At 55.9% G+C, this 16,083-nt stretch carries 15 protein-coding genes; 13 read left to right on the forward strand and 2 right to left on the reverse strand.

The genetic code is table 11. The features are described 5' to 3' along the window. Positions 1-45 precede the first annotated feature (45 nt). The gene (rnhC, locus tag QWT68_RS03315) at positions 46-987 is read right to left on the reverse strand and encodes a ribonuclease HIII (RefSeq protein WP_290149525.1); all 942 of its coding nucleotides are present in this window, start codon (positions 985-987) and stop codon (positions 46-48) included. Between the two features lie 412 nt (positions 988-1,399). Here rnhC and zapA point away from each other — a divergent pair, with 412 nt between their 5' ends. The 12 genes from zapA (at position 1,400) to uvrC (ending at position 14,567) form a co-directional block, all read left to right on the forward strand. Beyond that, entirely contained in the window at positions 1,400-1,660 is a 261-nt protein-coding gene (gene zapA / locus QWT68_RS03320) for a cell division protein ZapA (RefSeq protein ID WP_040286241.1), read from the forward strand. A gap of 9 nt (positions 1,661-1,669) precedes the next feature. Further along, entirely contained in the window at positions 1,670-2,209 is a 540-nt protein-coding gene (locus QWT68_RS03325) for a CvpA family protein (RefSeq protein WP_290149527.1), read from the forward strand. Between the two features lie 76 nt (positions 2,210-2,285). Then, the gene (polX, locus tag QWT68_RS03330) at positions 2,286-3,992 is read left to right on the forward strand and encodes a DNA polymerase/3'-5' exonuclease PolX (RefSeq protein ID WP_290149528.1); all 1,707 of its coding nucleotides are present in this window, start codon (positions 2,286-2,288) and stop codon (positions 3,990-3,992) included. Positions 3,993-4,009: 17 nt separating this feature from the next. Then, positions 4,010-6,367 (forward strand): endonuclease MutS2, encoded by a 2,358-nt coding sequence (locus tag QWT68_RS03335; RefSeq protein ID WP_040286244.1) that lies wholly within the window; start codon positions 4,010-4,012, stop codon positions 6,365-6,367. 76 nt (positions 6,368-6,443) lie between these two features. Then, positions 6,444-6,857, forward strand: a complete 414-nt coding sequence (locus QWT68_RS03340; RefSeq protein WP_040286245.1) for a DUF350 domain-containing protein — start codon at positions 6,444-6,446, stop codon at positions 6,855-6,857. A gap of 240 nt (positions 6,858-7,097) precedes the next feature. Continuing rightward, the gene (locus QWT68_RS03345) at positions 7,098-8,792 is read left to right on the forward strand and encodes a long-chain-fatty-acid--CoA ligase (protein ID WP_040286246.1); all 1,695 of its coding nucleotides are present in this window, start codon (positions 7,098-7,100) and stop codon (positions 8,790-8,792) included. 105 nt (positions 8,793-8,897) lie between these two features. After that, on the forward strand, positions 8,898-9,479 hold the full coding sequence (gene fadR, locus QWT68_RS03350; RefSeq protein WP_040287181.1) for a fatty acid metabolism transcriptional regulator FadR: 582 nt from the start codon (positions 8,898-8,900) through the stop codon (positions 9,477-9,479). Between the two features lie 131 nt (positions 9,480-9,610). Continuing rightward, a complete protein-coding gene (locus QWT68_RS03355) occupies positions 9,611-10,384 on the forward strand; it encodes an enoyl-CoA hydratase (RefSeq protein ID WP_290149531.1) in 774 nt (257 codons plus the stop codon). A gap of 21 nt (positions 10,385-10,405) precedes the next feature. Beyond that, a complete protein-coding gene (locus QWT68_RS03360) occupies positions 10,406-11,179 on the forward strand; it encodes an electron transfer flavoprotein subunit beta/FixA family protein (protein WP_040286248.1) in 774 nt (257 codons plus the stop codon). A 37-nt stretch (positions 11,180-11,216) separates the two neighbouring features. Then, positions 11,217-12,200: an electron transfer flavoprotein subunit alpha/FixB family protein gene (locus QWT68_RS03365; RefSeq protein ID WP_040286249.1), complete on the forward strand. Its 984-nt coding sequence runs from the start codon at positions 11,217-11,219 to the stop codon at positions 12,198-12,200. Between the two features lie 180 nt (positions 12,201-12,380). After that, the gene (gene trxA / locus QWT68_RS03370) at positions 12,381-12,695 is read left to right on the forward strand and encodes a thioredoxin (protein ID WP_040286250.1); all 315 of its coding nucleotides are present in this window, start codon (positions 12,381-12,383) and stop codon (positions 12,693-12,695) included. Positions 12,696-12,764: 69 nt separating this feature from the next. Further along, complete coding sequence (gene uvrC, locus QWT68_RS03375) at positions 12,765-14,567, forward strand: excinuclease ABC subunit UvrC (protein ID WP_290149534.1); 1,803 nt, start codon at positions 12,765-12,767, stop codon at positions 14,565-14,567. A 264-nt stretch (positions 14,568-14,831) separates the two neighbouring features. Here the strand turns inward: uvrC and QWT68_RS03380 are convergent, their stop codons facing one another. After that, positions 14,832-15,248, reverse strand: coding sequence for a YslB family protein (locus tag QWT68_RS03380; protein ID WP_290149535.1), 417 nt, complete (start codon positions 15,246-15,248; stop codon positions 14,832-14,834). A 225-nt stretch (positions 15,249-15,473) separates the two neighbouring features. Here QWT68_RS03380 and QWT68_RS03385 point away from each other — a divergent pair, with 225 nt between their 5' ends. Continuing rightward, positions 15,474-16,082, forward strand: coding sequence for a succinate dehydrogenase cytochrome b558 subunit (locus QWT68_RS03385; protein WP_040286253.1), 609 nt, complete (start codon positions 15,474-15,476; stop codon positions 16,080-16,082). Position 16,083: the final 1 nt, after the last annotated feature.

Consider the following 16,083-nt stretch of genomic DNA (forward strand, 5'->3'; position numbering starts at 1 on the left):
TCAAGCCCCCGACATAATCCCAGAAAAACCCCGCGCGGGCGACCATCACCCGCGCTTCTTCGCCGCCAGCACCGCCGCTTTCTTCGCATTGGCAAAGTGCCATTTCGTCATCGACTTCAAAAACGGCTCACCTTTCGCCAGCAAAATAGCCGCAGCCGTTTCATCCACCTTCTTCCCGGCGCCTTTCGGCAGCGTGCGGCCGGAGAGCCCGCTCAAGCGGTCCATTTCTTCCAGGAACGCGACCCGGGCGATGATCGACGCTGCCGCCACCGCGACGTGCAGGCCTTCCGCTTTCGTTGCGAACAACACCTTCTCCCGCACGATCTCCGGCTCGGCTTTCAAATGGTTGTAGTACACACCGCGCTCCGCGAACTGGTCGATGAGGATGCAGTCCGGGTGCTCGCCGTCCAGTTTGCGCAGCACGTGGCGGATCGCCTGGTTGTGGAGGAGAGCTTTGATCTTCCCTTGCGACCAGCCTTTCTGCTGGACGGTATTATATTTCTCATTTTTCAGCGTCAGCACGCTGTACGTGAGCGCCTTCTTCAGATCCGGCGCAATCGTACGCATGTACGGATCGGTCAGCTGCTTAGAGTCCTTGACGCCGAGCTCTTCGACAAGCGCGATCTGATCGGCGCGCACGTAGCAGGCGCAGACGGTCACCGGGCCGAAGAAATCACCTGTACCCGTTTCATCCGAGCCGATGACCGACAGCGAGCTGAGATTCTCCGGCAGCGCATCCGCATGCCGGGCCGGTTTCTTCGCATGTCCGGGAACCGGCGCAGCGGAATCTTCCCACTTCGCCGCCTCCGCAGCAGCCCCGCCGCCCTGGAACAGCACCTTGCCCGACTTATAGGCCGTGATCGACGCATCCGCCGTCTTCGCCGCAAACACCACCCCCGGCGCTTTCCGCGTCACCTTAACGGATTGATAATACGCTTGCAGCTCCTTCATCCGAGCTGCATCCAGCAACACTACATTATTCGACATATTTATATTCTCCTTTCAACGATGTTGAAATTATACTTACTTAACTGACGATGCCAGTTGATTGTAGTGCAGGGTGGCGACTCCTGGGCAGCCTAAGACGCCGCGTCCTGCGGCAACGGCTGCATGACCAGCGTCCTGTTGGCCCGGGATCAGCGAAGGAAGCAACCTAAGTTCGCGGCATCGTGCCGCAACGGTTGCATGACCTGCATCCTGCAGGCCCGCGTCCGCCCGGAACGCAGATCAACTTTGTCCAACTTGACTTCAGTTCCGTAACAAACACCAGACTTCCATTCTTCCGTATCCGCCCGCCGAACGCAAGCATAAAAATAACGGGCGGGCACCCCCTTTGTTCACAAATATTCCGCTTTCATGGTATGATGGACTTCATAGTTTTGGGCAGGAGGTTATGACAGTGGAAGAAGGAGAAAAGACACGCATTACGGTCGACATCTACGGACAGACCTATACGATCGTCGGCTCGGACACGGCTGCCCACGTTCGCCAGGTGGCATCGCTGGTCGATGACCGTATGCGGGAGCTGCGCGCGCGGAATCCGTATCTCGATACGACCAAAGTCGCTGTACTGACAGCTGTCAACAGTGTACATGACTATTTGAAACTGCAAACTGAGAAAGAACTGCTGGAACAAGAATTGAAAAAGTTGAAGGGTTGACGGCTGCTCATGTTAGATATACTCATACTATTCCTGCTTCTCGGGGGTCTCATCACCGGGTTCCGCAGAGGCCTGCTCGTGCAGGTGCTTCATATGACCGGATTCATCATTTCATTCATCGTCGCATTCGCCTATTACAAACAGCTTGCCGAGAAGTTTGTCCTCTGGATCCCGTATCCGGGAGTGACGGCCGAGTCGAAGCTCACGTGGGCGTTCGGGGAACTGGATCTCGACCAGACGTTCTATCGTCTGCTCGCGTTCATCCTGATCTTCTTCGCAGTGAAGTTCGTGCTGCAGCTGATCGTCTCGATGTTCGATTTCCTCAAATACTTGCCGGTGCTCGGCTTCATCTCCCGTTTTTTCGGGGCGGCACTCGGCTTTGTCGAATTCTACGTCATCATCCTGCTGCTCGTGGGTGTACTGGCGCTGCTGCCGGTCGACTTCATCCAGAAGCTGGTGAGATCGTCGCTGCTGGCGAAGACCATGTTCGAACACACACCGTTGCTGTCCAATGCGGTGCAAAACTGGTGGTACGTCTATACGAAATAATGTGGATCAGCTTCCCTCCCGTGCGGCGGGAAGCTTTTGTTCCGTCCGGGTACAGACAGTCAAAGGGGGATGCATTGTGAATAAGAAAGTGATCATACAAACTCTTGAACGTATCGCACTCTATATGGAACTGCTCGGGGAGAACCCGTTCAAAGTGTCGGCATTCCGCAAGGCGGCCGGAGTGCTTGAGACGGACCCGCGCAGTCTCGCTGAAATGGACGACATCCTGACGCTCAAAGGCATCGGAAAAGGGACCGGTGCCGTCATCGAGGACCTTCTTGCGAAAGGGAAGTCCGATTTGCTGGATGAACTGCAGGAAACCGTGCCGGCGGGGATGATTCCGCTGCTCGATATCCCGGGCCTCGGCGGCAAACGGATCGCAAAGCTGCATAAGGCGCTCGGCATCGACTCCATCGAATCGCTGAAGGAAGCATGCGAAACGAACAAAGTGAGCGAACTGCCTGGGTTCGGCAAGAAGACCGAAGAGAAGTTCCTGCACGAAATCGAACAGCTGTCGGAACGGAAGACGTCCTTCCCGCTCTGGCAGATGGAAGGGCTCGTCGCGTCCGTCGAGCCGGTGCTCGATGGCATCGGGGAGATCAGCAAATATTCCGTCGCCGGCAGCTACCGCCGGACGGCCGAACAGAGCAGCGACATGGATTTCATCCTCGTGACGGACACGCCCGGTGCCGTCCGGGAACAGCTTCTTGAACAGCTGCCGGTCCGCGAGACGATTGCAGCGGGTGACGCCAAACTCTCCGTGACACTCGATCTCGAAGAAGTGATCGATGTGGATTTCCGTTTCGTAACCGACGCCCAGTATGCGAGCGCGCTCCATCATTTCACCGGATCGAAAGAGCATAATGTCGCCATGCGGCAGCTTGCGAAGTCACGGGGGGAGAAGATCAGTGAGTACGGCGTCGAGCAGGAGGACGGTTCCGTGCTGACGTTCGGATCCGAAGAAGACTTTTTCGCCCATTTCGGCCTGCCGTTCATCCCGCCCAACATGCGCCAGGACGGCCGCGAAATCGAGCGGGCGGACGAGCTCGGCGGACTGGTCACGCTCCGTGACATCCGCGGCGACTTCCATATGCATACGACCGCCTCGGACGGCGGCTATTCGATCCGCGAGATGGCGGACGCCTGCCGTGCGAAAGGCTACACGCATATGGTGATCACCGACCACTCGCACTATTTGAAAGTGGCGAACGGCCTGACACCGGAACGGCTGCTCGATCAGCTGAAAGAAATCAGGGAAATCAACGAAGAATACCCGGACATCGAAATCTTCAGCGGGACGGAAATGGATATCCTGCCGGACGGGACGCTCGATTTCGACGATGACGTGCTGTCGCAGCTCGACTTCGTCATCGCCTCGATCCACTCGAGTTTCAGCCAGCCGCAGGAGAAGATCATGGAGCGCCTCCATGCGGCCATGAAAAATCCGCACGTCGATATGGTCGCCCATCCGACAGGGCGCCTGATCGGCAAACGTCCCGGCTATGAGCCGGACGTGCCGCAGCTCATCGAATGGGCGGCCGAGTATGGAAAGATATTGGAACTGAATGCGAGCCCGCACCGGCTCGATCTGAACAAAGACTACTTGGAACTCGCCCAGTCGAAGGGCGTTCCGATTGCCATAAACACCGACGCCCATGCAACCGGCCAGCTGGATATCATGGCGATCGGCGTCGCCTACGCCCAGAAAGCGTGGCTGAAAAAAGACACCGTCGTCAACACGTGGCCGCTCGACCGGTTTAAACGGGAGATCGTCGATAAGTGAAAGGAAGGGATCCGTCCATGGATTCACGGGTTTACCGAACACTCGAATTTGATAAGGTGCTGACACAGGCCGCCGGATATACGACATTCCCGGCAGGCCGGGCAGCACTCGAGAAACTGGTGCCGAGCACCGATTTCGGAACGGTCGGCACACTGCTGGAAGAGACCGATGAAGGACTCGCCATCCTGCGCGTCCGCGGCAACGTGCCGATGGGCGGCATCACTGACGTCCGGCCGCATGCCCGGCGCGCCCAGATCGGCGGTACGCTGAGTGCGCAGGAGCTGATGGAGACATCCTCGACCATCCGCGCAAGCCGGATATTCCGGCAGTTCATCGAAAGCCTCCAGCAGGAAGAAGAGCTTGACCTGAAGCATTTCCTGGCCATCAAGGAAGCGATGCCGATCATCACAGGGCTCGAACATGAAATCAACAGCGCGATCGACGAGAACGGCCGGGTGCTCGACAGCGCATCCAGCGCCCTCCGTTCCGTGCGTCAGAGCCTCCGCATCCAGGAAGGCCGTGTGCGGGAGAAACTCGAGAGCATCACACGCGGCAGGAACGCAGCGACGATGCTGTCGGACAGCATCATCACGATCCGGAACGACCGGTTCGTCATCCCGGTGAAGTCGGAGTACCGCGGCCATTATGGCGGAGTCATCCATGATTCCTCCGCATCGGGCCAGACGCTCTACATCGAGCCGGACGCCGTCGTCCAGGCGAACAACGAAATCCGTGCCCTGAAGTCGAAAGAGAAGGAAGAGATCGAGAAGATCCTGCGGGAACTGTCCGCAAGCGTCCAGGAGCATGCCCATGACCTGTTCATCCTCGTCGACCAGCTCATCCGGGTCGATGTCATCCTCGCCAAGGCGAAATACGGGCAGGCGAACCGCTGCACGAAGCCGGACGTCAACAACGATGGCTATCTGAAACTGACGAAAGCCCGTCACCCGCTGCTGCCGATGGACGAAGCGGTCGCGAATACGATCGAATTTGGCAATGATATCACGACGATCGTCATCACCGGACCGAACACGGGCGGGAAGACTGTCACATTGAAGACGGTCGGCCTCTGTGTCCTCATGGCACAGGCCGGCCTGCCGATCCCGGTGCTCGACGGCTCGGAGATCGCCGTTTTCGGTTCGGTTTTCGCCGATATCGGCGACGAACAGTCGATCGAGCAGAGCCTCAGTACGTTTTCGTCGCATATGGTCAACATCGTCGATATCCTGAAGAAATTCGATTCGGACTCCCTCATCATCTTCGATGAACTCGGCTCCGGCACCGACCCGCAGGAAGGGGCGGCCCTCGCCATCTCCATTCTGGATGAAGTCCACGGGACCGGCGCGAGGGTCATGGCGACGACGCACTACCCGGAACTGAAAGCATACGGCTACAACCGGAAAGGGGTCGCCAATGCAAGTGTCGAGTTCGATATCGACACGCTCAGCCCGACCTACCGGCTGCTGATCGGCGTGCCGGGGCGCAGTAACGCGTTCGAGATCTCGAAACGGCTCGGTCTCGGCGAGCACCTCATCAAACGGGCGAAGACGTTCACCGGCACTGATCGCGGCGAAGTCGACTCGATGATCGCGTCACTCGAAGCGAGCCGCGTACAGTCCGAGAAAGACGCCGAAGAGACGCACCGGCTGCTCAAAGAGACGGAACTGCTGAAAAAGGAACTCGCCGAAAAACTCGCCGAACAGGAAGAGATGAAAGACCGTCTGACCGAAAAGGCGAAGGAGAAAGCGAAGCGGATCGTCGATGACGCACGCCGCGAATCGGATGAAGTCATCAAAGACCTGCGTGCGCTCCGTATGACGGCAGGTGCAAACGTCAAAGAGCATGAACTTATCGAAGCGAGGAAACGGCTGGAAGGCGCTGCTCCGGCCCAGACGAAGAAGCAGGCGCCGAAGGCGAAAGCGGCGCCGCGTCCGCTTCAGGCAGGCGACGAAGTGAAAGTGCTCAGCTACGGCCAGAAAGGCACGCTCATGGAAAAGGTCTCCGATAAGGAATGGATCGTCCAGATCGGCATCCTGAAGATGAAGCTCGACGAATCGGGACTCGAGTACGTCAAGCCGGAGAAAGAGAAGCAGACGAAAGCATCTGCGGCCGTCCGGGGACGTACCGAACATGTCAAACTCGAACTCGACCTGCGGGGCGAGCGCTACGAAGACGCAATCCGCAGGACAGAGAAATACCTGGACGACGCACTGTTGTCGAACTATCATCAGGTCTCCATCATCCACGGCAAAGGGACCGGCGCGCTCCGGCAGGGGATTCAGCAGATGCTGAAGAAGCATTCCCGCGTCAAAAGCTACCGGTTCGGAGACGCCGGGGAAGGCGGCCATGGCGTAACGGTCGTCGAACTGAAATAATTCCTCTGAAAGTGAAACTTTTTGCAGACCCATCCGTAACCGATAGGATATCATCGTAAAAAAGGGGTCTGCACACATGGCAACTACCGGATTCTGGAGCAACCCGCTCGTCGAGACAGCCGGCTATTTCAGCACCGTCGTCCTCTGTCTCGTCGTAGCGATGGTCATCTTTGAACTCGTGACCAAATACCGCAACTGGCAGGAAATCAAGAACGGGAATCTCGCGGTCGCCTTCGCGACAGGAGGCAAGATATTCGGCGTGGCGAACATCTTCCGCTATTCCATCGAGCAGCACAATACGCTGCCGCAGATGATCGGCTGGGGATTGTACGGTTTCGCCCTTCTCGTCTTCGCCTATGTCCTGTTCGAATTCCTGACGCCGATGTTCCATGTAGACGACGAAATCGAAAAGGATAACCGGTCCGTCGGGTTCATATCGATGATCATCTCGGTCGGCCTGTCATTCGTCATCGGTGCAAGCATTTCGTAAAACATCAGTACAGTGGAGACGATACTAAATGGAAAAACTCTCGAAGATCCTGCTTGTCCTATGCATAGTCTTCATCGTGATCGGCATCATATGGATGGTCCGGCAGACTTCCTGACGCATTCGCGTCGGACGTCTGCCTTTTCTTTTGGAAATCTGCAATTGTAAACGCATACAACTTTCGTTATACTTAGGAAAGAAAGAATATTCTATGAATATACTGTCGAAAAGGAGGCTGTTCACATGAGTTCGAAACCATGGCTGGCTCAATATCCGCCGGAAATTCCGGAGTCGCTCGAGTACGATCTGATCCCGCTGCAGGACTATTTGACGAGGTCCGCGGCGGCTTATCCGTCGAAGACCGCAATCCACTTCCTCGGCAAGGACGTCTCGTTCGGCGAATTCTATCAATCCGCACTGAAGTTCGCAGGCTACCTGCGGAAACTCGGCGTCGAAGAAGGAGACCGGGTGGCGATCATGCTGCCGAACTGTCCGCAGAATGCGATCGCCTATTACGGGATCCTTTATGCCGGGGCAGTCGTCGTCCAGACGAATCCGCTCTACAAGGAGCGCGAAATCGAGTACATCCTGAACGATTCAGGAGCGAAAGCGATCATCACACTCGACATGCTGTACCCGCGCGTGATGGCCGTCTTCAAGGAGACGGACCTTGAGAACATCATCGTCACGGGCATCAAAGATTACCTGCCGTTCCCGAAGAATCTGATCTATCCGTTCATCCAGAAAAAGGACAACGGCATCGCCGTCAAAGTCGAGCACCGCGGCGTCAGCCATCTGTTCACGGAAATCATGAAATCGATGCCGGCGGACAAAATCCCGCTCGATTCCGATTACAGCGAGACACTTGCGCTGCTGCAGTATACGGGCGGCACGACCGGCCCGCCGAAAGGGGTCATGCTGACGCACCGCAACCTGATTGCGAACGCTGAGATGTGCCGGGCCTGGCTGTACAAGGCGGCTGACGGGGAAGAAGTGTACATGGGCATCCTGCCGTTCTTCCATGTATACGGCATGACCACCGTCCTGATTGCATCGGTCATGTCCGCGAACAAAATGGTGCTGATCCCGAAATTCGATTTCAAAACGGCACTGAAGGAGATCGATAAGCAGAAGCCGACGCTGTTCCCCGGCGCACCGACCATCTACATCGGTCTGCTGAACCACCCGGATATCGCCAAATACGATCTGTCCTCCATCAAAGCGTGCCTGAGCGGTTCGGCGGCACTTCCGGTCGACGTCCAGGAAAAATTCGAGACCGTCACCGGCGGTAAGCTCGTGGAAGGCTACGGACTGACGGAAACGTCCCCAGTCGCGATCGCGAACTTCGTCTGGGAAGGCCAGCGGAAACGCGGATCGATCGGCGTGCCATGGCCGGACACCGATGTCGCCATCCTCCCGCCCGACTCCGCGGAGCGGATGAAACCCGGGGAAGTCGGCGAAATCGCGGTCAAAGGGCCGCAGGTGATGAAAGGCTATTGGAACCGGCCGGAAGAGACGGCGGAAAGTTTCCGGGACGGCTGGTTTTTGACCGGTGATCTCGGGTACATGGATGAGGACGGCTTCTTCTATGTCGTCGACCGCAAGAAAGATATGATCATCGCGAGCGGTTTCAACATCTCACCGCGCGAGATCGAGGAAGTGCTGTATGAGCATGACGCCATCCAGGAATGCGTTGTCGCCGGTGTGCCGGATCCGTATCGCGGCGAGACAGTGAAAGCGTACATCGTCCTGAAGGAAGGGAAACACGCGACGGAAGAAGAACTGGACGCCTTCTGCCGCGCCAACATGGCCTCATTCAAAGTGCCGCGCATCTATGACTTCCGTGACGAACTGCCGAAGACCGCAGTCGGCAAGATCCTGCGCAGGGCGCTGGTCGACGAGGAGAAGAAGAAGCTCGAACAGAAACTGACCTCCTGAGGCAAAAAAGCTTGACGGAAAACTGAATAGCGATTACTATGAAAATATGAATGAACCATCATTCATATTTTCTTTTTTATTCAATCAATGATGGTGGTGAGCAAACTGAAGCGGGAAAAACCGAAATATAAGAAAATCGTAGACGCTGCCGTCGCAGTGATCGCACAGAACGGCTACCATCAGGCGCAAGTGTCCAAAATCGCAAAAGAGGCGGGCGTCGCAGACGGTACCATCTATCTCTACTTCAAGAACAAAGAAGACATCCTCATCTCCGTGTTCCAGGAAAAGATGGCCGTCTTCGCAGACTACGTCAAAGAAATTCTGGAAATGGACTGCCCGGCTTCAGAGAAGCTGTATAAACTGATCCAGAACCATTTCAACGTCCTCCACGAGGACCGCAACCTGGCCATTGTCACGCAGCTTGAACTGCGGCAGTCAGGCAAGGAACTGCGCTTCCGTATCAATGAAGTGCTGAAAGAGTACATGACGCTCATGGACGCCATCCTGAAAGAGGGGATCGCAAACGGCGAATTCGCGCAGGATCTCGACACCCGGCTCGCCCGGCAAATGGTCTTCGGCACGATCGACGAGACGTGCACGTCCTGGGTCATGAACGACCAGAAATACGGTCTCACGGAACTTGCACCAAAAGTCCATAAGCTGCTGCTCTCCGGCATGAAAGGCTGAGCAGCACACCCGGCAGCCGGATGCGGAATAAGTATAAATCTTTAAATCAGTGAAACATGTATGCTATCATTGAAGGCGCTTCCATTTCTAGTTAACAACCAGCACACTGTACTGAAAAAGGATGGGATGACATGGAGTTTTTATCCGTAACGATCGACCGGGGGGTTGCCGTCGCCTCCATCAACAGGCCGCCGGCGAACGCCCTGGCACGCGCCCTCATTCTTGAGGTCGGGGAACTGCTCGAACAGCTGAAAGACATCGATGACGTCCGTGTGATCGTCCTGCGCGGCGAAGGGAAGTTCTTCTCCGCCGGCGCGGACATCAAGGAATTCACGACAGTTTCTTCAGGCGCTGAATTCTCGAAACTTTCGAGCGACGGCCAGGCGGTCTTCGAACGTCTCGAGACGTATCACAAGCCGGTCATTGCAGCTATCCACGGTGCCGCACTCGGCGGCGGACTGGAACTGGCGATGGCCTGCCATATGCGTTTTGTGACGGAAACTGCGAAACTCGGCCTGCCGGAACTGCAGCTCGGCCTGATTCCCGGATTTGCGGGAACCCAGCGCCTGCCGGGATATGTCGGCAAGGCGAAAGCAGCGGAGATGCTGCTGACGAGTGAACCGATCACAGGAACCGAAGCCGTGCTGTGGGGGCTCGCGAACCGCGCCTTCCCGGAAGAGGACCTGATGACGGAAACTCTTGCAATCGCACACAAAATTGCAGAGAAGAGCCCGGTCGCCATGCAGGCGGCACTGCGCATGCTGCAGTATACGAAAGACGATTCGTACCGCAAAGGCGTACAGGCGGAAGCCGACTCCTTCGGTCAGGTCTTCGTGTCGGAAGACGCAAAAGAGGGCATCCAGGCATTCATCGAAAAACGCAAACCGAAATTCAATGGACGATAAAAAGTTGAGGAGGTCAGCAATATGAATATCTATGCTTTGGTAAAACGCACATTTGACACAGAGGAAAAAATCGTTGTAAAAAATGGTGAAATCCAGGACGACGGTGCAGAATTCATCATCAACCCGTATGACGAGTATGCGGTCGAGGAAGCGATCCAGGTCCGCGACGAACACGGCGGGGAAGTGACCGTCCTGTCACTCGGCGGTGAGGACGCGGAAAAGCAGCTCCGCACAGCGCTTGCGATGGGGGCTGACAAAGCGGTTCTCATCAACACGGAAGACGATCTCGATGAAATGGATGAGTTCTCGGCAGCCAAGATCATCGCCGAATACTTGAAAGACAAAGACGCGGATCTCATCATTGCAGGAAACGTCGCAATCGACGGCGGCTCCGGCCAGGTCGGCCCGCGTGTTGCGGAACTCCTCGGCATCAACTGCGTGACGACGATCACCGACCTCAAGCTGGACGGCACTGACGCGACACTCGTCCGCGACGTGGAAGGGGACTCGGAGACGATCAAGACTGCCCTGCCGCTCCTCGTGACGGCACAGCAGGGATTGAACGAACCGCGCTATCCATCACTGCCGGGTATCATGAAAGCGAAAAAGAAACCGCTTGAAGAACTGGAACTCGATGATCTGGATCTCGACGAAGACGATGTCGAAGCGAAAACGGAAACTGTCGACATCTTCATGCCGCCTGCAAAAGAGGCAGGGCGGATCCTCGAAGGCGAAGTGGCGGACCAGGTGAGCGAACTGGTCACACTGCTCAGCAAAGAAGCGAAAGTCATCTGATTTCGGACCATTTAAACCGTTCTAGGAGGGACAAAACATGTCAAAAAATGTGTTAGTACTGGGCGAAACTCGCGAAGGCGAATTGCGGAACGTATCCTTTGAAGCCATAGCGGCGGCGAAGCAGATTTCAGGAGGCGGCACGATCACAGGCGTACTCATCGGGGAATCAGTGGAGAACCTTGCGCAGGACATGATCCAGCACGGGGCGGACCGTGTCGTCACTGTTGAGAATGCGGACTTGAAGCAGTATACATCCGACGGCTTCGGCCAGGCGTTCATGGCTGTCTATGAACAGGAAAAGCCGGAAGCCATCGTCATGGGGCATACAGCACTCGGGAAGGACCTCTCCCCGAAGATCGCAGCCAAACTCGGCTCGGGACTCATTTCGGATGTTACAACGATCGAAGGGGAAGGCGACGATGCGGAATTCATCCGCCCGATCTACTCCGGAAAAGCATTCGAGAAGGTCAAGAACAAAGAAGGACTGCTGTTCGTGACGATCCGTCCGAACAACATCGAACCGCTTGAGAAGGACGACAGCCGCTCTGGTGACGTGTCATCCGTATCTGCGGACATCACGAACCTCCGCTCCGTCATCGCGGACGTCGTACGGAAAGCATCCGAAGGGGTCGACCTCTCCGAAGCGAAAGTCATCGTAGCAGGCGGACGCGGCGTCAAGAGCGAAGACGGTTTTAAACCGCTCGAAGAACTCGCGGATCTGCTCGGCGGCGCAGTCGGCGCATCCCGCGGTGCGTGTGATGCGGACTACTGTGATTACTCGCTCCAGATCGGCCAGACAGGGAAAGTCGTCACGCCTGACCTGTACATCGCGGTCGGCATCTCCGGCGCGATCCAGCACATGGCGGGTATGTCGAACTCCAAGATCATCGTCGCCATCAACAAAGATCCGGAAGCCAACATCTTCAAAGTGGCGGACTACGGAATCGTCGGCGACCTGTTCGACGTCATGCCGATCCTGATCGACGAAGTGAAGAAACTCAAAGCGGGTCAGACTGCATAATCACATTTCGGCAGGGCCTTCCATTTGTACTTGAATGGAAGGCCCTGTTTTACCGGAGCGGATCCTGCAAGCGATCCATCCCGCAGGTGCTGTAAGCGCTATAAGCAGATTTTTCGCCTCGGGTGAATGTGCATGATATACTTGTTCCAGAGTTGTTACCTACAAAGGAGGAATTATCCAATGGCTATTCTGAACGCTACTGATGCAGACTTTACTGAAAAGACAAGTGAAGGTGTCGTACTCGTTGACTTCTGGGCACCATGGTGCGGGCCTTGTAAGATGATCGCTCCGGTTCTTGAAGAATTGGACGGCGAAATCGAAGGCAAAGCGCAGATCGTGAAAGTGAACGTGGATGACAACCAGGGAACTGCAAGCAAATTCGGCATCATGTCGATCCCGACACTCCTCGTCATGAAAGACGGCGAAACTGTCGACAAAGTAGTCGGCTTCCGTCCGAAAGAGGAACTTGCAAAATTGGTTGACCAGCACGCATAAGCTTACTATCTCAAGACCGGGTCCCTGTTCTCAGCGGAACCCGGTTTTTTTGGCAGGTGACAGATAACCATGAATGAATTGATCCAGCAGAAGCTCGCCATCCTTCCCGATGATCCCGGGTGCTATCTCATGAAAGACAGGCAGGGCACCATCATCTACGTCGGTAAGGCGAAAGTGCTGAAAAACCGGGTCCGCAGCTATTTCACCGGATCCCATGACGCGAAAACCCAGCGGCTCGTCTCCGAAATCGAGGACTTCGAGTTCATCATCACGTCGTCCAACATCGAGGCGCTCATCCTGGAGCTGAACCTCATCAAGCAGTACGATCCGAAATACAACATCATGCTGAAGGACGATAAGACGTATCCGTATCTGAAGCTGACCGCGGAACGCCATCCGAAACTGATCGTCACGCGGATCGTCAAAAAGGACAAAGGCCGCTATTTCGGTCCGTATCCGAACGTCACGGCAGCGACCGAGACGAAGAAACTGCTCGACCGGCTGTATCCGTACCGGAAATGCCATACGCTGCCGGACCGGGTCTGCCTGTATTACCATATGGGCCAGTGCCTGGCGCCGTGCGTCTACGACGTATCGAAGGAGACGTACAAGGAGATGACCGACGACATCGCCCGGTTCCTGAACGGCGGCTATAAAGAAATGAAGAAAGAGCTCACCGTGAAGATGAATGCCGCTGCCGAGAACCTCGAATTCGAGCGGGCGACGGAGTACCGCGACCAGATCACGAACATCGAAACGGTCATGGAGAAGCAGACGATGACGATGCACGATTTCAAGGACCGTGACATCTTCGGCTACGCCGTCGAAAAGGGCTGGATGTGCGTGCAGGTGTTCTTCGTGCGTCAGGGCAAGCTGATTGAGCGCGACGTCTCGCTGTTCCCGATGTACCAGGATCCGGAAGAGGAACTGCTGACGTTCATCGGCCAGTTCTACAGCAAAGCCGCGCACATCAAACCGAGCGAAGTGCTGCTGCCGCAGGATACCGACAAAGATCTTGTCGAGCAGCTGCTCGATGTGCACGCGTACATTCCGCAGCGGGGCAAGAAGAAGGATCTCGTGCAGCTCGCCAACAAGAACGCAGCGATTTCCCTGCGGCAGAAATTCCAGCTGCTCGACCGGCAGGAGGAACGGACAGTCGGCGCCTGCGAGGAACTCGGCGATGCGATGAACATCTCCATCCCGCTGCGCATCGAAGCGTTCGACAACTCGCACACGCACGGCGTCGAGCCGGTATCGGCAATGGTATCGTTCGTTGACGGCAAGCCGAACCGGAAGGACTACCGGAAATACAAGACGAAGACGGCCGCAGCGCATGATGACTACGGGGCGATGCGGGAAGTGATCCGGCGCCGGTACAGCCGCGTGCTGAAGGACGATCTCCCGCTGCCTGACCTGATCGTCATCGATGGCGGGAAAGGGCAGATGAACATCGCCCGCGAAGTGATCGAAGACGAGCTCGGCCTGTCGATCCCGATCGCCGGTCTCGCGAAAGACGAGAAGCACCAGACCGCGAACCTGCTGTACGGGTCGCCACCGGAACTGATCCCGCTGAAGCGCTCGAGCGAAGCGTTCTACCTGCTGCAGCGTATCCAGGACGAAGTGCACCGGTTCGCCATCACGTTCCACCGGCAGCGGCGCCAGGCCGGCTCGCTCGTGTCCTCGCTCGATGGACTGCCCGGCGTCGGGCCGAAACGGAAGCAGAAGCTGCTCAAGCACTTCGGCTCCGTCAAGAAAATCAAGGCCGCCACCACCGACCAGCTCATCGAAGCCGGCCTCCCGAAGTCCGTCGCCGAATCGGTGACAGAATATTTCACGGAGCAGGCGAAAGCGAAAGAAGAAGTGGAAGACTGACAACGGACCTGTGGCGGGTCCGTTTTTTGTGCTGTGACGGGGGAGGGGCATGAGGAATTGAGCGATTATGGTGAGAAAATGATCGGTCAGCACCAGCAATTGATCGCTTAGCGGTACTATATGATCGGTCAGCTGCAAGAATGGAGCGGTTCGCCGACTGAAACGAGCGGTTCGCCGCTTGAATGGAGCGGTCCGTATCCTGCAGCACTGCAACACCCGAACACAAAAAAACCGGAGAGGCCGCAAGCCTCTCCGGTTCACCAGTCATTCACCTAAGTTATACGTCTCATCCCACCGGACCTGCAAAACGATGCGGCCCGTGTCGGCGTCACGCGATCCATAACACTCGGTCAGGCAGCCGTTCGCGATCTGATGCTGCTCGGCGAGGAATCCGGATTCCAGGCTGAACGCATCCTCGGTCGCCGGCGACTCCAGCCGATCCGTCAATTCATAATCGATTTCCTCTTTGCCGGATGACACGCGCACGAGCGTCCCCCAGCCGGCTTCCTTGAAAAATTGGGGGACTTCATCCACCGAAAAAACAGGGAACTTGCGGGCGATCTCTTTGCCGGCCCAATACAGAATATCATCTTCATGCTTCCCGAGGATATCCGGGATCACATGATCTCTCAGCAGCTCATAACCGAAGCGTGTCGGCTGTCCAGTGGTCTCGTTTGCCAAAGCGCAAGCATCCCTTTCGTCGTTGTCTGTTCCAATCCAGTAAGTTTTCCTGATGTAAGAAAGGCGTGCCGAATAAGCGAGTCACCTTGACCTACCCAAAATGGAAGAGTACAATGTACATGTTATTATATTGTAACACGAAGAGACGGACCGTCAATCATTCGTTCGCAAACGTACGGCGATGTACACACAATCCGGCTCATATATTAAGGGAGGGTAAATCACTTGGTGAGAGAATCAGAGTTCTATTGGCGACGCCTGCATTCACTGCTCGGGATCATTCCGATCGGCCTGTTCGTGACGCAGCACTTGATCATCAACCATTTCGCAACAAGAGGTGTTGAATCATTCAACACAGCGGCACATTTCATTGAAAACCTGCCGTTCATCTATTTCCTCGAATGGTTCGTCATCTACATACCGCTCATGTTCCACGCGTTTTACGGAGTCTATCTTGCGTTCACTTCGAAAAACAACGTGCAGCGCTACGGCACGTTCCGTAACTGGATGTTCATGCTCCAGCGGATTTCAGGTGTATTCCTTGTCATCTTCATCGCATGGCACATCTACGAGACACGTATCCAGAAACTGTTCGGTACGGAAGTCAACTTCGACATGATGGCTGACATCCTGAGCAACCCGTTCATGATCGTGTTCTATGCACTTGGAATCATCGCAGCAACGTTCCACCTGGCGAACGGTATCTGGTCATTCCTCGTTACTTGGGGACTTGCACAGTCACCGCGTTCCCAGCGTATCGTCTCTTATGTAACTATGATCTTTTTCGTTGTTCTGACGGTTATCGGTCTGCGTGCACTGTTCGCATTCGTCTAAG

It is taken from the genome of Sporosarcina trichiuri (assembly GCF_030406775.1).
Taxonomy (GTDB): Bacteria; Bacillota; Bacilli; order Bacillales_A; family Planococcaceae; genus Sporosarcina; species Sporosarcina trichiuri.